Annotated in this window: 20 protein-coding genes; 12 read left to right on the top strand and 8 right to left on the bottom strand. The window is 36.2% G+C overall.

All coding sequences use genetic code 11. From position 1 onward, the window contains the following. Positions 1-237: 237 nt before the first annotated feature. Positions 238-435, bottom strand: a complete 198-nt coding sequence (locus QXQ25_02460; GenBank protein MEM0160569.1) for a hypothetical protein — start codon at positions 433-435, stop codon at positions 238-240. 369 nt (positions 436-804) lie between these two features. Here QXQ25_02460 and QXQ25_02455 point away from each other — a divergent pair, with 369 nt between their 5' ends. From QXQ25_02455 to QXQ25_02440, 4 genes are read left to right on the top strand one after another with little or no spacing between them, the layout of a single operon-like run. Next, positions 805-1704 (top strand): dihydroorotate dehydrogenase, encoded by a 900-nt coding sequence (locus QXQ25_02455; protein MEM0160568.1) that lies wholly within the window; start codon positions 805-807, stop codon positions 1702-1704. A gap of 5 nt (positions 1705-1709) precedes the next feature. Next, the gene (locus QXQ25_02450; GenBank protein MEM0160567.1) at positions 1710-2462 is read left to right on the top strand and encodes a dihydroorotate dehydrogenase electron transfer subunit; all 753 of its coding nucleotides are present in this window, start codon (positions 1710-1712) and stop codon (positions 2460-2462) included. Beyond that, positions 2459-3139 carry an ABC transporter ATP-binding protein gene (locus QXQ25_02445; GenBank protein MEM0160566.1) on the top strand — a complete coding sequence of 227 codons (681 nt, stop codon included), beginning with the start codon at positions 2459-2461 and terminating at the stop codon, positions 3137-3139. The genes QXQ25_02450 and QXQ25_02445 overlap by 4 nt, the downstream gene beginning before the upstream one ends. Continuing rightward, positions 3136-4539, top strand: a complete 1404-nt coding sequence (locus tag QXQ25_02440; GenBank protein MEM0160565.1) for a hypothetical protein — start codon at positions 3136-3138, stop codon at positions 4537-4539. The genes QXQ25_02445 and QXQ25_02440 overlap by 4 nt, the downstream gene beginning before the upstream one ends. On the opposite strand, the gene QXQ25_02435 is transcribed toward QXQ25_02440, so the two are convergent. Genes QXQ25_02435 through QXQ25_02405 form a run of 7 tightly spaced genes read right to left on the bottom strand, consistent with a single transcriptional unit; the run spans position 4536 to position 10781 of the window. Next, on the bottom strand, positions 4536-5690 hold the full coding sequence (locus QXQ25_02435; protein ID MEM0160564.1) for an FAD/NAD(P)-binding oxidoreductase: 1155 nt from the start codon (positions 5688-5690) through the stop codon (positions 4536-4538). The two genes, QXQ25_02440 and QXQ25_02435, sit on opposite strands and share 4 nt — an antisense overlap. Before the next feature lie 12 nt (positions 5691-5702). Beyond that, positions 5703-7115: a 4Fe-4S dicluster domain-containing protein gene (locus QXQ25_02430; GenBank protein MEM0160563.1), complete on the bottom strand. Its 1413-nt coding sequence runs from the start codon at positions 7113-7115 to the stop codon at positions 5703-5705. Further along, a complete protein-coding gene (locus QXQ25_02425) occupies positions 7099-7857 on the bottom strand; it encodes a respiratory nitrate reductase subunit gamma (GenBank protein MEM0160562.1) in 759 nt (252 codons plus the stop codon). Before QXQ25_02425 ends, QXQ25_02430 begins: the two co-directional genes overlap by 17 nt. 15 nt (positions 7858-7872) lie before the next feature. Beyond that, positions 7873-8943 carry a dissimilatory-type sulfite reductase subunit beta gene (gene dsrB / locus QXQ25_02420; protein MEM0160561.1) on the bottom strand — a complete coding sequence of 357 codons (1071 nt, stop codon included), beginning with the start codon at positions 8941-8943 and terminating at the stop codon, positions 7873-7875. 1 nt (position 8944) lies between these two features. Then, on the bottom strand, positions 8945-10138 hold the full coding sequence (locus QXQ25_02415) for a hypothetical protein (GenBank protein MEM0160560.1): 1194 nt from the start codon (positions 10136-10138) through the stop codon (positions 8945-8947). Positions 10139-10140: 2 nt separating this feature from the next. Continuing rightward, positions 10141-10440 carry a hypothetical protein gene (locus QXQ25_02410; GenBank protein MEM0160559.1) on the bottom strand — a complete coding sequence of 100 codons (300 nt, stop codon included), beginning with the start codon at positions 10438-10440 and terminating at the stop codon, positions 10141-10143. A gap of 2 nt (positions 10441-10442) precedes the next feature. Continuing rightward, complete coding sequence (locus tag QXQ25_02405; GenBank protein ID MEM0160558.1) at positions 10443-10781, bottom strand: TusE/DsrC/DsvC family sulfur relay protein; 339 nt, start codon at positions 10779-10781, stop codon at positions 10443-10445. A 207-nt stretch (positions 10782-10988) separates the two neighbouring features. On the opposite strand from QXQ25_02405, the gene QXQ25_02400 reads away from it, so the two are divergent. From QXQ25_02400 to QXQ25_02365, 8 genes are all read left to right on the top strand, one after another. Further along, positions 10989-11738: a helix-turn-helix domain-containing protein gene (locus QXQ25_02400; protein MEM0160557.1), complete on the top strand. Its 750-nt coding sequence runs from the start codon at positions 10989-10991 to the stop codon at positions 11736-11738. 140 nt (positions 11739-11878) lie between these two features. After that, positions 11879-12979: a quinone-interacting membrane-bound oxidoreductase complex subunit QmoC gene (qmoC, locus tag QXQ25_02395; protein MEM0160556.1), complete on the top strand. Its 1101-nt coding sequence runs from the start codon at positions 11879-11881 to the stop codon at positions 12977-12979. 148 nt (positions 12980-13127) lie between these two features. Continuing rightward, positions 13128-14396, top strand: a complete 1269-nt coding sequence (gene sat, locus QXQ25_02390) for a sulfate adenylyltransferase (GenBank protein MEM0160555.1) — start codon at positions 13128-13130, stop codon at positions 14394-14396. A 14-nt stretch (positions 14397-14410) separates the two neighbouring features. After that, the gene (locus tag QXQ25_02385) at positions 14411-14755 is read left to right on the top strand and encodes a hypothetical protein (protein ID MEM0160554.1); all 345 of its coding nucleotides are present in this window, start codon (positions 14411-14413) and stop codon (positions 14753-14755) included. Between the two features lie 176 nt (positions 14756-14931). Then, the gene (gene aprB, locus QXQ25_02380; GenBank protein MEM0160553.1) at positions 14932-15384 is read left to right on the top strand and encodes an adenylyl-sulfate reductase subunit beta; all 453 of its coding nucleotides are present in this window, start codon (positions 14932-14934) and stop codon (positions 15382-15384) included. Between the two features lie 12 nt (positions 15385-15396). Beyond that, positions 15397-17340, top strand: a complete 1944-nt coding sequence (aprA, locus tag QXQ25_02375) for an adenylyl-sulfate reductase subunit alpha (protein ID MEM0160552.1) — start codon at positions 15397-15399, stop codon at positions 17338-17340. 30 nt (positions 17341-17370) lie between these two features. Next, entirely contained in the window at positions 17371-18609 is a 1239-nt protein-coding gene (locus QXQ25_02370; GenBank protein ID MEM0160551.1) for a CoB--CoM heterodisulfide reductase iron-sulfur subunit A family protein, read from the top strand. 1 nt (position 18610) lies between these two features. After that, positions 18611-20842, top strand: coding sequence for a hydrogenase iron-sulfur subunit (locus QXQ25_02365; GenBank protein ID MEM0160550.1), 2232 nt, complete (start codon positions 18611-18613; stop codon positions 20840-20842). Positions 20843-20851 lie beyond the last annotated feature (9 nt).

Below are 20851 nucleotides of genomic sequence, written 5' to 3'. Positions count from 1 at the left end.
GAGATGAATGATACGAAAAAGTATCCCATACCACCTCTCTGTATGCATATAAGCCTTATCGTTTTCAAGTTCGTTCTTTCATGGCGTCAAATGCCTGTTCCATCTCTCCTCTATTGTTGTACATCTCATACACAATCTTTGGATCAGCATCCATGTTAGAAAGTATTGAAAACTTCCCCAACACGGATCTCTCTTCTTCTAAATCGATCTGTTTAAGATCACCATTTTCTATCTTTTTTATGATATTAGTCTCTTCTCTGCAATCATTGAAGTGTCCTCGTATATATACAGATATTTCCCGTTTATTTCATTCTTTACAGAATTTATACCACAGTCACGGTATATGAATGATCTGTTAAGTTTCATGGAATAGTCGATAATCTTGAAGTTTCTCTTTATTGCAACAATCATGTATATGCCCTTTCTCTCAGGCATATCATATGATGCCAGACCACGATCAGATATGATTATGCATTTTCTTATATCATACTCCCTGGAGATGTGCTTAAAGGCCTTATAATCCCTGACAGATCCAGGCTATACTTACAAACCGTTTTGGATCTTTTGTCACAAAGTAGATAAATGCACAGGCTTACGGTATTACCAGCATTTCATTGATTATTGCTGCTTTAGTTTGGATGATCTTACTTTTGTAGCTGCATATTTGCTTGCAGTAAAGAGAAATTAATTTTTTTATTTTTGTCAAAATTCACGGTTTGACTTGAATATTTTTAAATCTGCATTGTCAGAAAAAAGAGCTCTTAAAGTTAACTTTATATGTATTTATTGTTTTATGTTTTCATAATGGTAAATATCAGTACAAAAATAGCAAATATATACTTTTCAAACCCGGTGATTTTAGCATCTGGCATACTTGATGAAACTGGGGAGTCTATGTTAAGAGCTATCAAAAATGGAGCTGGAGGAATAGTGACAAAGTCTTTAGGATTAGACAAGAGGGATGGATATGATACTCCTAATATAGTAGAGATGAGCCAGGGATTATTAAATGCCATGGGGCTTCCTAACCCTGGAATTGATAATTTCAAGAATGAGATAGAGATTGCTAAATCTGGAAATGCACCAGTTATTGGCAGCATTTTTGGTACAGTGGAAGAGTTTTCAAAAGTAGCTAAAAAGATGGAATCCTATGGTGTTGATGCACTCGAGCTAAATGTTTCATGCCCCCATGCCAAAAAATACGGTTCTGAAATTGGAACAGATCCCAATCTCGTTGAAGAAGTATTACGTGACGTTAAAAAAGCAGTTAATATACCAGTATTTGTAAAGCTCACTCCGAATGTAAAAGATATAGTAGAGATCGCTAAAAGTGCTGATAAGGCAGATGGTTTGGTGCTCATAAACACTGTAAAGGGCATAGCCATTGATATTTATGCAAAAAAGCCGGTACTTTCTTATAAAATCGGGGGATATTCTGGTCCAGGAATAAAACCGATTGGCGTGCGCGCAGTCTATGATGTTGCGTCAGCTATGAAAATACCAATTATGGGTGTAGGCGGAATAATGAATGGAAAAGATGCAATAGAGTATCTATTGGCTGGTGCTTCTGCAGTTCAAATAGGCACTGCTCTATACTATTATGGTTATGATGTCTTCAGGATGATCAATAATGAGATAATAGAATATTTAAAATCTGAAAAATATGATAAAATTGACGAAATCATAGGACTGGCACTGAGGTAATAAAGATGTATGCGGTTACAAAAATAGAAGAAACAAAAAATGAAACTTTTAACATAAAGACGATTCGTTTCAAACTTGAAAATACAGTTTATCCAGGACAGTTTTTGATGGTATGGATACCTAGCATAAGGGAGATGCCTATGAGTCTTTCCTATGTCGGCGATTTGAAAGGCATAACTTTTAAAGTAGTTGGCAAAGGCACAGAAGCGTTATCAAAACTTACTGAAGGATCCAAGATATGGGTAAGAGGCCCTTACGGCAGAGGCTACAAAAAAGAGGATGGATACGCTTTGGCAATTGCTGGAGGTACAGGAATATCATCACTTGCACCTTTTCTGGAGACGGTTGAAAATTTTGATCTTTTGATAGGAGCCAAGTCTAAAAAAGATCTTTATTTTATTGAGAGGTTAAAAGGATTCGCACAAAACATCTACATTACTACAGAAGATGGTTCTGCTGGAGAAAAAGGGCTTTTGACAGATCTCTTACCGCGCTTACTAAAAAATAGCAAATACAGCAGAATTTATACATGTGGCCCGGAAATGATGGTGCGGGCGATCTTGAATTTGACAGATCTTAAAATTTCTGCAAGCCTTGAAAGATATATGAAATGTGGGGTTGGAATATGTGATTCCTGTACAATCAATGGTTATAGAGTATGTGTAGACGGGCCGGTATTTGAAGATCAACAGCTAAGAAATATGACAGAACTTGGTGAGTATACAAGAGAAAAGTCAGGGTTAAAGGTAAGATTATGAGCATAATTAATGCTAAAAACATAAACAAGTATTATGGTACATTTCAGGCATTGAAAAATGTGGATATAGAAGTCGATAAAGGCATATTTTGCATTATTGGTCCTAACGGGGCTGGAAAAAGTACGCTCATAAAAGTGCTTACAGGTCAGACTAAAGCTACGGGTACTGTTTCAGTAATGGGAATTGATCCGATCAAAGATCCTGTCAAGGTCAGAGAGAAAATTGGAATTGTGCCAGAAAGAGAGAGCGTTCCATCTTACTTAACGGTGATTGAGTATCTTGAGTTTGTGAGCAAGCTCAGAAAAAATCAAAACAATGGGCGAATAAGGGACTTAATACAGCAATTTGACCTGGAATCTCATGAAAATAATTTGTGCAGAGAGCTGTCACGTGGTATTACGCAGAGAGTAATGATAGCATCTGCGCTTATTCATGAACCAGAATTACTGTTTCTGGATGAGCCAATGATGGGCCTGGATCCTATTCAGCAGCGAAAATTCATAGAATTCTTAAATAGTTATAAAGAGAACAGGACTATATTTATAGCAACGCATATATTAGAAATTGCATCTAAAATTTGCGATCGTGTAGCAATTATTTACAATGGAGAAATAAAGAAAATTAGCAAAAATAATGGTGATCTGGAAACCTTATTTTTAGAGGTAATAAACAAATGATCCAGTATTTTCTGAAAGAAGAGTTCCGCAGGTTTTCATACACTATGAAAAAAAGTGCTATTTTTCTGACTACGATCTATTTTTTTGCTGCTGGTTTTATGGTGATTCTATTTAAAGATTTCATAATAAAATTAATTGGTTACAATTTTTTGTTTCAGGCATCTTTAATTTCTGTATTTTTGTTTGGTGTAGGAGTAGGGTCTTTCGGATTCATTGGCAATCAGTACTGGCAGATCAGAAACAAAGAATTTTATCTGGTAAGCACGCCAGAAACTCTACCTATTAGCTATAAATCTACATTTTTATTAAGCTATATTCGAGATTTCATTTACTATTCTTTCTTTAATTTTATCCCTTTGATTTTAGGGTTGTTTGCAGGATCAATATTCATAAAAACATCACTTTTTACATTATCTTCTATTTCCTTGTTTTTGTTTCTCTCTTTTTTAGAGGGGATGGCACTCTCGTTCTTACTTTCGATACTATTTTCAAAAAATAGGAAAGTTTTCTATGTTGTAAGCATTGTTATCACGATCTTGGTACTTGTGTCTTTGCGCTATAATGTTTTATTATCATTGCTTGTACCAGCTTATTTTTACAGTTATAATATGAGTGTTTCGCTTATATTTACAATCATCTATATATTGATATTTACTTTTAGTGGATATAGCATCACGCCTCGAGAATTCGAGATGAAGATGCACAGGTACAGACATGCTTTTGAAAGGTTTCAGTTTAAAATATTCAGGAAATATGCGGTATTAATGAGCAAAGAATTTATAGACATGCTTCGCGGAGACCTTTTTTTAAAGTTACTGTTCTCATATTATCTGCCAGTGCTTTTCATATCCTTGTTGATCACATTTTTGAATCTGTACATTATACACTTTGTTGGATTTTCAGCACTTTTTTTTGCCGTGACAATTTCTCTTTTTTCAGTTGTAATTTATTCATGGCTGGTGTCTCTTGACGATACTACCTACTATAATTACCTACCTGTTACCCAGGATAAATTGATCAATACGCACATAATATCATACATAATCCTGAGCTCAATAGTGTCTGTGCCCGTAATACTTTTCATTACACTTTATTTCAATGAACTGGCTCTTTTGATAGTAGTGCTGCTGATATTCTTTATAAATTCATTTTATCTGCTGACTGTAACAATATATTTTACAGGATTGAAAACCGGATCATTATTGTTCGATCCGTCAGTATTCGGTAAGTTTATGACATTCTCTATAACAGGGTCCATAATACTGGCAATACTTGGAAACATGAGCCTGATAAACATAAAATTCTTATTTTATTTACTTATTATACTGGCTGTACTGCTTATTTTATCATACGTATTTTACAATAAAAGCATAAAAAAATGGAGTGTTTTAGAATTTTAACCGTATTTTTCAAGCATCTTTTTTGGATTCATGTAATTGAAATACCAGTCATAAAGCCAATCATATTTTCCTTTAATAGTGCTCCAGTAAATGCTGCCAGAAAATTTTTTCATGTAATAGTATGATCTTTTAGGAACTATTTTTGCGGTCTCGGTGGTATAGTTTCCAATCACAAACGTTGCCTTTCTATCACCCACCTCGAACGGACAGTTTGTCCTCCCATCATACTTTGCATCAATTCCACTTAATCTTTTTGCCAGTACCTTAGCCTCCAGATGCGTGGTTGCTCCAGATTTTGCAGAGGGTATTGAAGCCACATCGCCAATGGCAAAAGCATCTTCAAATCCCTTAATATTTAATTTCTGCTTGTCTGTTGATATATATCCATCCTCAGTTACCAGATTTTCAGGCATTGCGTCCGTGCCGGTGAAAGGAGGGACAATCAGAGGTAAATCAAAATTAAGCGAGTCTCCTTCTAAAGAATTAAGTATTCTCTTTTCCATGTCTACTGTATCAAGATCAAATGGAGCAAGCAATTCGATGCCTTTTTCATGAAGGATAGGCTGTATCACGTCGTCCATGGGCTTTGCTGGATAGGCACCTGTGAAAGGAGAGAAAAAAAAGATCTTGGTTTTGTCCCTGATCTTTCTTTTTCGAAGATACTCTTCAATTAAAAATACAGCCTCCAGAGCGATCGGCGGGAACTTGTATATTGGGTATGATACTCCAACTACCAGTTTTCCTCCATTAAAACTATTCAGATTCTGCCAGAATTTCAGAGCTTGTTGTTCACTTGTGAATATATCTCCATATTTTTGTGACAGCGTGTCTAATCCAGTAACTTTTTCAGGGCTGGGCTTAGATCCTGAAGCTACTATTAATTTATCGTACTGATACTGCGCATTTTTGCTGTAAACGATTCTGTTGGCAAGATCGATTTTTATGATTTTCTCATTTTTATAGGTTGCGTTTTTTGGTAATAAATCTGAAATTGCCCTTGTGTTCTCTTTCTTTCCATATATTCCTGCATACATCCAGGACGGTTGATGGACATGTTTTGTGGATTCATCAAAGATCAATAGCTCATCTTTTAGATAATTTGCCATCAAAACACCGCCAACTCCTGCACCGACAACTATTATCTTAGCCATTTTCATAATCTCCTAAAGTTCTATCGCATAGCCAAAAAGATCCATCAGTCCCTTCATCTGTATGTCTTTGTTTACTTTGTGGTAATTAATGACAAAAGGATACTGTGCTTTATCTATTGCACAAGGAGATATCATATAATGAGCGCCGGTTTTCCATGCGTAATATACAGATGGCCAGCCAGCCCATGCACGAAAATCGTTCCAGTCTCGTTCATCAGCAAGTAGCCCTGCACCTGCACCACAACACAATGTTTCCGCTTTGTTGTATTTTGATTCTACAGTCTCTCTCACTACCGCTTTTAAAATATCTCGGGGCTCATTTACGAGATTACCGCCTCGAGCGTAGTTGCAAGGATCATGGTAATTGTAAAGATCATCGTTCTTGTTCTTGTCCAGCTTTATCTGACCTCTAGAAATGGCTTTTGCTACAAGCTGGTGTATATGATATGTTTGTATGCCATGCTTTGCAAGCTCGAATCTTGTATAGCTGTTTCCAGCTCTCCAGCCATGTCCACATTCGCCCCAGACCACCGCTTTCACGTTTTTAGCTACTGCCTCTTTCACTATTATGTCTGCCATCTCTCTCAGATACCGTTCTGATGAAAACAATCCAAAATTCGCGATCTCTGTTATTTTTGATGATATTGTATAATCTATTTTCTGGTTGTACAAGAATTTTATATATCCTTCCCCTGTATCAAGGTTTACAGTAACATCTGTTGAGGATGGTAAGAACAATATCTCCGCTTTCGGCTTATCGAGCATTATTGGAATATCCTTGCCAGTATTCTCTTTAAGTTCATCTTCCATAAAATGAACCGCGTTCGTTATCGCTTTCGTATTTAAACCCATGTTATTACCCACACGATACATCTGTGCAAGGGTATTTACCACATATTCTGGCTGAATTCCCATACCTGTCAATATGTCTCTTACGGTTCTCGTGATCTCAGATTGATCTATACCCTGCGGACAAAATGTACTACATCTTCTGCATTCTGTGCATTGATAGTAGTAGGTATATATTTTTTTAAGATCAACCTCAAGTTCTGGTCTCACTCGATCTAATTTCTTATATAATTTCCTTATAATTTCAGCTCTGCCTACTGGCGAATTGTTTTTATCTCCTGTGGCAATGAACATTGGACATTTATCAATGCATACACCGCAATGAGTACAGCTTTCCATAAAACCAACAAATGCCTTGCTGTTCTTTTTAAAGTTTTTAAGCTCATTTATAAAGTATGTTTCATCTCCCTGTTTTTTTGAAAATATCTTTGAAAGTTCTTCATCGTTTGCATACCTTTCTCTGTAATTGCCCGTTGTTTCAAGCTTATCTTGCTTGCTTAACCACTCTTCAGCTTTGCCACTAGGACTTTCTAGCATTATTGCTCTCTGTTTATAAATCTCAAAGTTTTTTTTCATTTGCCTCACCAGGATGGAATATTGTATAAAGTGTAGGGTTTGTGAAGAATGAGTACATGTGCATGAATTTACCAAGTGGGTAATATATCAGTATCGTACACGCTAACAGGAAATGAATTATAAATATTGGAACCATTGGCATTGGCGCAAATGAACCAGTAAACAAGCCTGCTATAAACGGTCCAACTTTATCATATGCAAAAGTGTCTGAAACTAAGAATCTCATTATAACACCGGAAAATCCAAAGGCGACTATCAGCAATAATGCAAAATAGTCTCCAGCAGTACTCAGATCTCGTAAGTATGGATTTGATAAGCGCCTGTAAAATAGATACAACCCCGTTATAATTAATAGTATGCCGAAAAAGTTGCCGGCATAAAATGCAAGGGTTTCTATCTCACTGGCAGGAATGCCTAATGCCACTATATATTTTTCAACAAACATATCAAAATGAGCGGCAATAATAATCCAAAGGCTCCAGTGAAATAGGGCTGCTACATATCTTGTTTTTCGATCATATTTTATGCTTGAAAAGAGAAATATTCTGCCAAGTATATTTTTTAATGCACTCCATGCAGTGTTTTGCCCGGGGTAGGTAAACAAATAGGGAAGCCCAAGATATGAACCATCTTTACCTTTCTTGGTAAATATCCATTTTACTAAGACATAAATGCTGCCTATGATAAATATTACAAAAGAAAAATAGAAAAGATAAATAAAAAAATAATCATAGCTATTCAAGACACTCACCTGGATCTACTGCCTGTTTGCACCATCTCTTAACGTGGTAAGTGCTCTCAGATCCAGGTCTTCCATGCTCTGTTCAAAGTACGGGATCTTTGTCTTTTCAAAGAATTTGTTCCATCCTATCCTATGTACCCAAGTAATGATGCGTTCTCCTTTTTTAGCATCATTTTTCCATGTATCTATTATGCGTCTTACTATTTTTACAGTTAGCTCATATCTTGGAGGATCATTAGGTAAGTATGGTACTACTATTCTTCCAAAATTTGTGCCACCGTTAGTTGAAGAGGCTTTACCCCCTATAACGATTGCATGACCATCAGTTTTCTCAGGAGTCTTGAATATTATCCCACCACAAGCACCTACACACAAACCACAGCCTATGCACAAGGATTCTCGAATCTCTATGGTCTTCTCTCCAGAAGGATTAGTCTTGAGCGCAATAGCTCCTACTGGGCAAATCATAGTAACCCCCAGTAAATCGCATGCTTTTACAGCATCTGTAATTATAGGAATCTCAGTATGTATCCCTATAATGCTTATGTCTGCAAGGAAAGATCCTCCACAGCTACTAGGACAGCCAGAAGATGAGACAGTAAGCTTAGCTGGTAACTCTTCTTGATTAAAGTATTTATAAATATCATCTGCTATAGATTTGGCTATAGAAGGAGCATCTGTAGCAGCTAAAGCGCAATGAAAATAGCCGGCACAGCTAGTAACATTCCATAACCTATTCCCCCAGCCACCAGTTGGAAAACCTATCTTTGACATTTCCTCTCTTATCTTATATGCATTTTCTTTGTTGTCTGTAAGAAACTCAATATTGAATGCATTTGTGAATCTCATTACTCCTTTAGAATATTTATCGGCTATAGCCGTGAATTTTCTGATAGTCTCAGTGCTATATCTGCAATTGGTGGTAGATGCTACCCTTATTGTATATATTTTATCTCCGGATTTGCTAACATGCTCTATGATTCCAGGTTCTAAAATATTGTGGGTGTGCCATTTACCAACATTTTTAGCAATATAATCTGGTATATAATTTGTATAAGGTCTTGGCGGTCCTTCTATCACTCCCATTTTATTCACCTCCAAATTCTGATTGTAAATCTTTTTTTATCTTTTCACGGTCCTCATCTGTGACACTGTAAAAAACATTGGTTCTTAGATCCTTCACTTGCTTAGGATCTACCTTTTCTTTCAATAACTTTATAAACTTTCTCATGCCAATTCTCGAAATCAGATCTCCTAATCTCTCTTTTTTTGCCGCATTTTCAGTGTAAACTGTAACGATCTTCTCTATGTAATCGAACACTTCATCCTCTGTTTTAACATCCAATAGAGCTTTTGCAGTAAAAGGACCAATCTTACCTCTCAGTTTTCCACCTACGAAAATCTTGTATTTTTTATCTTTTCCAGGTAATATTGCTCCAGGGATCTTTCGAACACATTCCATACATTGTATACAGTCTTCTGCTTTGATTTTTATTTTGTTACCTTCCAACTTTATAGCTTTTGTAGGGCATACTGCAATGAGATCATGCTGCAATTTTGGATCTTTAGACATTGCTTTATTGAGCTCTTCTTCGTTGATATCAGGAGCACCTTCCCATGAACCTATCACTGCAATATCTCCTTTTTGCGAAGCTCTGACACAGTCGTTAGGACAACCGGAAATCTTGAGCTTCATCTTATGTGGAAATGTTGGATACTTTGCATAATCATTAAATTTATCGTAGAAATCATCTCTCATCTTTAACGTATCGAAGTTTGCATATTCACACAGTGCGGGCCCAACACAGCATGTTGTATTTCTAAATGCATCTCCTGTTGAACCTACTTCCATGCCAGATGCTCTGAACTCTGTTGCGAAATCTTTAATTTTTTCTTTTGGAATACCTGGAATCTCAAGATCCGAGCTGGTGGTAAGTGCATGGACCATACTTACACCATATTTATCTGCAAAATCTGCAACGCTGTTTAACATCTTTGTTGTAACAAAGTTTCCAGACGGAATGTAAATACGCACTACATTTGCATTTTCACCAATATCAAGTCTGCTGGTAACTCTCATAAGAATTCCAGTGGGCACGCCGGGTACGGATACATACCCGCCAGTAGTCCATAAATCACGTTTCAAATATAGTGATGCACCATATAATGCCATTGGATATTTTGTTTTTAATGTTTCTTTAACATAACTGGGCCAAGGACCCTCTTCAAGCGATTTTAAAATTTTCTTACCTTCTACAACCTCTTTTGGTTCTTCAACCATATTTACACATCCCCCTTATATTGTTTAATCGTAAATTCTGTTACGACCGAATAGCCATGTTCTTTAGCAAAATCTATAATTTTTTCTTTCTCACTCTCTTCCACATTTACTTTAAATATGGGGATCTCTTCTTCTTTGGCTTCCACTCTCTGACATTTTCCTACAGTAGTCAAACAATTCGGACAAACTTGATCTCTAGTCATCAGATATCTAAGTCTCTTTTCTCGGACTGGACTTTTCAGATCTTCTTCAGAAAATGAATCTATTGTAAATCCACAGACTGGACATGCTACATATATCATATTTATACGCACCCCGTAGGTTTAGGAGCACCAGCTAACCTGCAGGCACCTTTTGCTGGGCCGGTAGGAAATAAAATATACAAAGTTTTAATATCTAAACCAGTGTTCTTTAAAAGCATCTTTATAGGTGGGCAACTATCAAACTGTAAAAAATAGCTCCTTAGATAGTTTATCACTTTTAAATGTTCATCGGTCACCTTTTCGATTCCTTCTTCTTTAGCTACTGCTAAAGCAAAAGCTTCACACCAATCAGCAGGATCCTTTATAAAACCATCTTCATCAATGGCTATTTTTTTCTCGGATCCATCCGGATTTTTCACAATTACATAATTTTCAGCCATTCTCTCACCTCATTTTTACTACTAATAGTAGTAATATAAAACAGTAATAAAAACATTTTGTTTTTTTATGACAATTTTTGTTATTTTATTTTAAAATATATCTTATTTAGTTTAAAAATTAAATTTTTAGATACATAAATAAATTATATTTTCTTATTTTAAAAAAAAGATATATATGTAATCCCTATTTAAGTTATTTTGATACTAATGAACCATATGGAATTGTTAAAAAATTTGAAAGAGTTTGGTATGACAGAGTATGAAGCAAAAGCGTATCAGACTATACTTACGATTAAAGAAGGTACAGCTTGGAGCATTTCTAAGTCTGGAAATATACCTCAATCCAAAATCTACGAAATTATGTCAAATTTAGAGAAAAAAGGATTTATTGAAAAAAGTGCTACCAAACCCCAGATATTTAGAGTAATTTATCCTAGCATCGCCCTAAAAAACTATATAGATCATTATTGTGAAGAGGCTAAAACTAAGCTAAAACATTTAAAAAAGATTGCTAGGGAAATAGAGAAAAGTATCGACGAAAAAGAGATAAAAAATGAAATTTCATTAATATGGACAATAAAAGGAAAGAATAATGTTTACAACAAGGCTACGTCTATGATTGCATCCACTGAAAGAGAATGCCTTATTGCAGGTCACAGGCCATTAGCAGCACTAAATTGCATCAAAACTCTAGGCAAGATTGCAGAAAATAAAGATATAAAGATTAGAGTTCTTGGTAATTTTTCTAAAAATTGTATAGATTTTATGAATAATACCGGAATCGAATACAAGATTGTAGATTCATTTTATGAATATATGCTGATAATTGATGAAAAAAATTTATTGCTAACATTTACACAACCGGACGGAGAGCTATTTGGAATCAACATACTTGCAAAAGAATCAATAATGGCTAATAAAAATCATTTTGAGCTTTTATGGAATGTTAAAACCTAATATCGATAATTTTTATTATATAAAAGACATAATAAGATATTTATAGTTATTTGCATTTACATTTATCATAAAAAATTAACTATAACCAAAATCAAAAATGAAAAAAAACTATTAAATGACGAAAAATATATGGTGAGTATATGAACTCAGAATATATTGATGTAGATACAAAATTTATCGATGAAATAATTAAGCATGGCGGCAAAGATGTAAAAAAATGTATGCAATGCGCAGAATGCTCCGTGGTATGTCCTTTGAGCCCTGATAATAATCCATTTCCAAGGAAAGAGATGATATGGGCACAGTGGGGGCTTAAAGATACTCTTCTCAAAGATCCGGATATCTGGCTATGCCATAATTGTGCTGATTGCTCTAAAGATTGTCCAAGAAATGCTAAACCTGGAAGTGTTTTGAATGCAGTCCGAGAGATAGCAATAGAAGAGAACTCCTGGCCGAGATTCGTTGCAAAGGGGATTAGTGAAAAAAAATATCTGCCTTTCTTTATACTATTTCCAGTTCTCTTTATAGCTCTATTAATCTATGGATTGGGATTGAAGATGCCGGCAGATGGAGCTATTTATTTCTCCAACTTTATACCATATATATACATAGATGTAATAGGTACAACAATTGGAGTGATCGTAGCATTAATTGCTTTGTTCAGTTTATGGAGATTCTGGAGAAGCTTGACTGCCGAGCAAAAAAACAAGATGAGCTTTTTCAGTTCTCTAATCTTGGTACTTAAAGATATCATTGCTCATTCTTGGTTTAAAAAATGTGAAACTAATCATGTAAGGTATTATGCTCATTTATTTACATTTTATGGCTTTATATTTTTACTGGTAGCTACTGCAACGGCTGCATTTGAGATACATTTTCTAGGAGTTCAGCACTCACTGATAGGTGGTCCTGCAAACATTATAGGGAATATAGGTGCAGTGGTAATTTTAACCGGTATAATAATAGTAATATACAATCATGTTTCAAACAAGGTCCCCAAGGAAAACACCTATTTTGACTGGCTCTTTATATTTCTATTATTTTTTACCGCGATCACCGGCGTAACAATGGAAATACTCAGACTTGATGGAAGTGTCTTTGCTTACTGGACTTACCTTGTTCATCTAACACTGATTTTCATGCTTATAGTCTACGCACCATATTCAAAATTTGCACATTTGATTTATAGGAGTATAGCAATGATATACACTAGATCAATCGGCAGAGTTCCTGCTATATAATTTTTTAAACTATTTACAAGATAAAAAAACTAATTTAGATAAATTTAATCAATAATTTATCTAATTTAACTCTTTATAAAAATAAATTACCGAAATTCGATAAATTTATATATATATTTTGAATCTATGTAAAGTAGGAGGAATATATATGAATGATATCGGTCATGGCGGTAAAAGAATAGTCGAAAATGTCTTAAAATCAGACAAGGCTGAAAATAAAGTTCAAGGATTAAGGAAAATACCAATCAGAGAACAGATTGCACATGAATGCATAAACCTCTCTTATGGGTTTTTCACACCTTTACAGGGTTTCATGGGCAATGAGGATCTAGATGGCGTAAGCAAAGAAAACACTTTGACTAACGGTGCGGTGTGGAGCATACCTATTGTCTTTGACTTATCCGATGAAGAGCTAAAAAAATACGATATAAAAGATGGAGAATCAGTAGTATTGTCATATCAAAATGAACCACTGGCAATTTTTGATATAGATGAGATATATAAATATGATAAAAAAGATCTTGCTAAAAATGTTTATGGAACAAGTGATATAAAACATCCAGGCGTGAAAAGAACTTTGGATTACAAAGATAATTTTATTGGCGGTAAAGTGACTCTTGTAAACGAACCCAAATTTAATGAACCATATGCATCGTTCTGGAAAACGCCATTACAACATCGAGAGCTGTTTAAGCAGAAAGGTTGGGAACATATAGTAGCGCATCAGACGAGAAATGTACCACATACAGGACATGAATGGCTAATGAAGCTTGCATGGTTTGCAGCAAATGAAGATCTAACTGTAGATACAATAAAGACTGGCGTGCTTGTAAACTGCATTATAGGAGAGAAGCGAAAAGGAGATTATATTGATGAAGCTATTTTGTTGACACATGAGATACTGAGGACTGCCGGATATTTTAGAGAAGACACTCATGCAGTTACATTTGCACTGTGGGATATGAGATATGCTGGACCCAGAGAAGCGCTATTCCATTCAGCATTAAGAACCAATATTGGTTGTACTCACCATATGTTCGGCAGAGACCATGCAGGAGTTGGAAATTATTATGGCCCTTATGATGCACATTATTTGCTTAAAAAATACAAGGATAAATTAGGAATTAAGGTACTATTTTTGATGGAGAACTGGTATTGCCCAGTGTGTTCAGAAGTAACTTCTTCAGCACTTTGTGCGCATAAAGAGCAGAGCCAAGCTTTCAGCGGCACTATGATTAGAAGTATTTTGATGGATGGAGTAAAACCCACTAAACTTGTATTCAGGCCAGAAGTATTTGACAAAGTTATGGAATGCTCAGAAAAATATGGATACGGTTCGCCTTTTGTAAACGATAATTATCTGGCCAACCGCAAATCGATATTTACTCTTGATCATATAAAAGTTGGAAAGGCTTAAAGAGGTGTTATAAAATGGATGAAATCAACGGAATACCAATATGGATTAATGAAGAGAGATTTGAAAAGTTAAAGGCTGCGGGATTGGCAGATTTAACCAAGGATGTACTTGCAGGGATGAGATCACTGTTGATAAAGTGTACATTGGCCCAGAAAGACAGGTTATTAAAAATGTATCCTAATGCCAAGTTTGATAGTGCCACCACTAAAACTATAGAATTGTTGCCAAAAGAAGCTAAAGACCAGCTATTCAATATATGCGTAAGAAAAAGATCCACGGGACCAGAAGTGGTTGAAGAATTTCTGTGCCAGGGCACACCCATGTGTGAAGTAATAAAAGAGAATGAAATGAAAGAATAAAATCAAATATCTTTTATTTTTTATTTTTACATAAATTTTAAAAAATTTTAATTTAATAGCAAAAATATGTTTTATTAATTTATATTTTTACATATTCTATTATTATATATCAAAAATCGTAAAAAAATTTTAATATAACGAAAACATATAGGTATTTAGTAAAAGAGGTGAATAATATGCCAACTTATGTAAACCCAGATAAATGTGATGGCTGTAAGGCGCTAGCAAGGACTGCTTGTCAGTACATCTGTCCGAATGATTTAATGATCTTGGACAAAGCGAAGATGAAAGCATATAATCAGGAACCTGATATGTGTTGGGAATGCTATTCCTGCGTAAAAACCTGCCCGCAGGATGCCATTGAAGTAAGAGGATATTCTGACTTTGTGCCACTAGGATCTTCCGTGACACCTAAGAGAGGAACTGACTCTATTTTGTGGCTGGTAAAGTTTAGAAACGGAAAAATTTTCAGATTTAAATTCCCGATAAGGACCAATGCTTGGGACTCTATAAATCCTTTTGAAGGCTTTGAAGAACCAACTCTGGAAAAATTAAAGTCGCTCGATTATGCAGGTGGAAGAGATTGCAAAGACCCAGCAAGATATACATTAAAGAAGAAGATGAAATAGGAGGAATTAAATATGGCAGTAGAAATTTATAGAAAAGTAGAAAATTACAAGCCAGAAGATATAAAAACTGAAGTAGTTGAAACTGATGTTTTGATTATAGGCGGTGGTATGTCCGGATGCGGAGCAGCTTATGAGGCAGCATACTGGGCCAAGGCCGCGGGCAAAAAAGTTACACTGGTAGAAAAAGCTGCAATTGAAAGAAGTGGGGCAGTAGCTCATGGGTTATCAGCCATAAACTGTTATTTAGGTCTGTCAGATAGGTCACAGTTTACAAATAACAAACCGATAACGCTTGAAGAATTCGTAAGATACGTTAATCTTGATATGATGGGGGTCTCCAGAGAGGATCTAGTAGCAGATTACGCAAGAAATGTTGATGACAGCGTACATCTTTTTGAAAAATGGGGATTGCCAATCTGGAAAGATGAGAATGGAAAATATATAAGAGAGGGCAGATGGCAGATAATGATCAATGGAGAGTCATACAAGCCAATAGTTGCAGAGGCTGCAAAAAAAGCGCTTGGTGATCAGAACATATATGAAAGGGTATTTTTGAGTCATCTGATAATGGACAAAAACGATCCACAAAAAGTAGCTGGTGCTATTGGATTCAGTGTGAGAGATCCTATATTCTACATATTTAAAGCTAAAACAGTTATATTAGCAACTGGAGGTGCCACTTCGTTATTCAGGCCTAAAAGCACTGCTGAGGGTATGGGAAGGATATGGTATGCAGTGTTTAACACCGGAAGCGGATATGCAATGGCTATAAATGCAGGGGCACATACCACACAGATGGAGCACAGATTTATACCCACAAGGTTTAAGGATGGTTATGGTCCTGTGGGTGCATGGTTCTTGCTGTTCAAGAGCAAGGCAACAAATACATATGATAAAGATTACACTGAAAATGTTGAAGCTATGGCAAAATATAAGCCATACGCTGATGCAACACCAACGCCAACACCACTTAGAAACCATCAGATGATTGAAGAGATGGTAAATGGAAGAGGCCCAATATGGATGAGAACAGAGTGGGCAATCGAGAAGTTAGCTACAGGAGACGCTAAAAAGACTAAGAAATTGCTTGATGAGGCGTGGGAAGATTTCTTGGATATGACAGTAGATCAGGCAATGCTTTGGGCTTCAACGAATACTGAGCCTGACAAAACGCCATCTGAAATCGCTGCAGCAGAGCCTTATTTGATGGGTTCACATTCGGGCTGTGCAGGATTATGGGTCTGCGGTCCTCAGGATCTGATGCCTGATGAATACAAAACATTGTTTCCCTTGCAGTACAATAGAATGACCACGATAAAGGGATTATTTGCCATAGGTGATAACGCAGGTGCTTCTCCACACAAATTCTCAAGCGGTTCTTTTACGGAAGGAAGAATTGCAGGTAAGGAAGCTGTAAGATATGTTGTTGAACAGGGAGATGGTGTAAGTATCGATGAAAATAGCGTCACAGAGCTCAAGAAGAAGATATTCCAGCCTATGGTTACGTATGAACAGTTCAAGAATGCTACTACTGCAGAAGAAATAAACCCAAATTTCCTATTCCCAAAACAGGCACTGTGGAGGTTACAGAAGATCATGGATGAATATGCAGGCGGAACGTCTACATGGTTCAGGATCAATGAAACCTATTTAAACATAGCTTTGAGCAAGATTCAAGTTCTAAAAGAGGATATGAACAAGCTAGCAGCTAGAAATTTGCATGAACTTTTAAGAACTTGGGAAATGTGGCACAGAGTTACTGTTGCAGAGGCACATGTACAGCATCTAAAGTTCAGGAAAGAGACCAGATGGCCTGGATATTACTACCGAACTGACTATCCAGATCTAGACGACAAAAACTGGAAATGCTTCAGTGTTGGAAGAAAAGACCCTGTCAGTGGAAACTGGGAGCTACAGAAAGTGCCGTATGTACAGGTGGCAGATTACACTCTCTAATCTTTTTTTTATTTTAGGGGATGTTAAAGCTTGAATACAGATATTGTAGTAATCGGTGGTGGAATTTCCGGCATAACCTCGGCAGTAGAGGCTGCGGAAACAGGGTATAACGTGATATTACTTGAAAAGAATCCATATTTAGGTGGAAGAGTAGTGCAACTCAACAAATATTTCCCAAAATTATGTCCACCTTATTGTGGTTTTGAAATACTTATTAAAAGGCTTAAAAACCTGAACAATCTTAAATACATTACGAATGCCAATGTAAAAAAAGTAGTAAACGTTAATGATAATTATACAGTAGATATATCTATATTGCCGCGTTTCGTTAATGATTTATGTACTTCATGTGGCAAATGTGTTGAGGTCTGTCCCGTATCTAGAAAAAATGATTTTAATTTTGGAATGGACACCACAAAAGCGATATATATTCCTCATGATCTAGCTTTTCCAGATCTATATGTTATAGATCCCAAATATTGCCTTGGAAAGGAATGTGCTAAATGCGTAAGTGCATGCCAATACAATGCCATAGATCTAGCCATGAAGGAGGAAAAAATACAAATTGATGCAAAATCTGTTATTGTATCTACTGGATGGGATCCTTATGACGCAAAAAAACTGGCACATCTCGGATTTGGGGAATATCAAAATGTTATTACAAATATCATGTTTGAAAGAATTGCATCACCTAATGGTCCTACAAAAGGAAAGATTATCAGGATATCTGATAACAAAGAACCAAAAAATATTGCAATAGTTCAATGTGCAGGCTCTAGAGATGAAAATTACTTGCCATACTGTTCGCAGATATGTTGTCTAGCATCAATGAAGCATGCTTTCTACATAAGGGAACAATATGCTGATGCGAACATAACAATATTCTATATTGATCTCAGGGCGTATGGTTTGTATGAACATTTCTTAGAGAAATTGCAAACTGACAAGAACGTCACATTTACGAAGGGAAAGGTTGCCAAGATTGAAGAAACGCCTAGCAAGAACCTAATTGTCCAGGTTGAAGATACAGCTAGCGGGATTAAAATAAAAAAGGAATTTGATTTGGTTATTTTAGCAACTGGTATGCAACCCAGTACAGTATCCAACAAAATTGATGGCTTAAAATATGATAATTTTGGGTTTGTCATAGAAGACGATATTTTTAATGTAGCTGGTGTAGCTAAAAAACCTGCAGACGTATCATCCAGTAACCAGGATGCAACGGCGGCAGTGCTTGGAGCTATGCAACACTTAAGAAAGGGTGAGTGAAGTGGCTAAAAAAGTTAGTGTATATATTTGCAGTGGCTGTGATATAGGCAAGAACCTGGATATTGAGGCACTTAAAAATATCGCTGAAAAAGAGTATAAAGTTCCAGTAAAAGTATATGATACTCTCTGTTCTGATTCCAAGCATATCAGAGATGATATAGATAATGGAATTAATACTGTTGTTATTGCAGCATGCTCTATGCGTGAAAAGCAGGATATTTTTAATTTTGGCAAGGATGTAATTACTGAGCGTGTAAATTTAAGAGAGGGAGTGGTATGGTCTCATGAAAAAAATGAGAATACACAGATGATGGCGGAGGATTATCTGAGAATGGGCATAGTGTCAGCCATAAAAAAAGATTTACCGGTGCCTGATATAGAAAATATTTCACGGGAGATACTGGTGGTTGGTGGAGGAATCACGGGCATTACTGCAGCATTGGAAATTGCTAAAGCAAACTATAAAGTTTACTTGATTGAAAAAGATATAAAGCTAGGTGGGAAAATCAGGGAATACAAAGAGATCCTGCCTGGTAAATTTCCATATAAGGAGCCTGTAGATGCTGCAAAATATATAGGCGAGAAAATAGGTAAATTAGAAAATGATCACAGAATAAAAGTATATACTTCAAGCGAAATAGACTCAATATCTGGTCAGCCTGGAATGTTTGATGTAACATTTAAGAATAATGGAGTAGTGGAAAATATCAGAGCCGGTGCAATAGTTTTAGCTACCGGATGGAAACCTTACGATGCCAGCAAGATTGATAAATATCAATATGGAAAGCAACCAGATATCATAACAAATCTAGAGCTTGAAAAAATGTTGAAAGATAATAACATCAAAACAGCCAGTAATAAAGATCCTAAAAACTTTGCATTTATATTGTGTGCAGGGCAGAGGGAAAAAGAGAATATACCTTACTGCTCTACTGTATGCTGTTTAAGCTCATTAAAAGAGGCACTGGAAATAAGAAAGAGTATAAAAGATTCAAAGGTGTACATTTTCTATAAGGATATTAGAACTCTCGGGATATATGAGGAATTTTATAAAAAAGTGCAGGAAGATGAAGGAATCTATTTAACCAAGGGTACTGTCGAAGAAATAGGCCGTGAAAACAGCAATTCAGAATTTTCAATATACGTAAAAGATACGCTTTTGGGCAAAGATATACGTGTAAAAGTAGACATTATAACGCTGGCTACAGGCATGCTATCCTCGTTATATGGTCTTTACACTGTAAAGGAAGAGTATCCTGATGCCGGTGCTCCAATTTATTCGCATATTCAATCAGTGCCAGTTGAGTCTGTAGAAGCTCTTAAGAGCGGTAAGCATATACTTAATCTACAGTATAGACAGGGCCCTGAATTGCCAACATTGAGAGACGGTTTTCCAGACTCTCATTATATATGCTTTCCATATGAAAGTAGAAGAACCGGCATATATGCTGCCGGTACTGTTCGATCTCCTATGACAGTCCTTAACTGCGAACTTGATGCAAAAGGCGCGGCTTTAAAGGCTATTCAGGCAGTAGAGGAAATATCTAGAGGTGAGATAACAGGCCAAACTAGAGTAGGAGATCTAGATCACCTTACAATTTCTATGCAAAGATGCACACAGTGCAGGAGATGTACTGAAGAGTGTCCATTTGGAGCTCTGAATGAAGATGACAAAACCTACCCACTCTATAATCCACTCCGGTGTAGGGCTTGCGGCGCCTGTCTAGGCGCCTGCCCTGCACAGGCAATCTCTTTTAAACAGTATTCAGTGGATGTGGTTTCAAGTACTATAAAATCTATAGTAGTTCCCGAAGAGGAGGATAAACCTAGAATATTGGTATTTGCCTGCGAGAATGATGCTTACCCCGCACTGGACATGGCGTCTAAGAACCGCATAAGTTACAGTGAATTTGTGAGAATAATACCGGTTAGATGTCTGGGGTCAGTAAATACCATTTTCATAGCTGACGCACTTTCCAAGGGAATCGATGGAATACTTTTAATGGGTTGCAAGTTTGGAGAAGATTATCAGTGCCACTTTATTAGAGGATCTGAACTGGCAAGCAAGAGAATTGAAAACATGCAAGAAACGTTTCAGAGACTTGCATTAGAGTCAGAAAGACTAAAACTAGAGCAGGTGGAAATATCAGACTGGAATAAGGTAGACAAGATCATAAATAATTTTGTAGAGTATATAAAATCGATCGGACCAAACCCATATAAAGGGCTATAAAAATTTTTT

It is taken from the genome of Thermoplasmata archaeon, from assembly GCA_038729465.1.
GTDB lineage: Archaea > Thermoplasmatota > Thermoplasmata > Thermoplasmatales > ARK-15 > JAVRLB01.
This window is presented reverse-complemented; position numbering and strand designations above follow the sequence as displayed.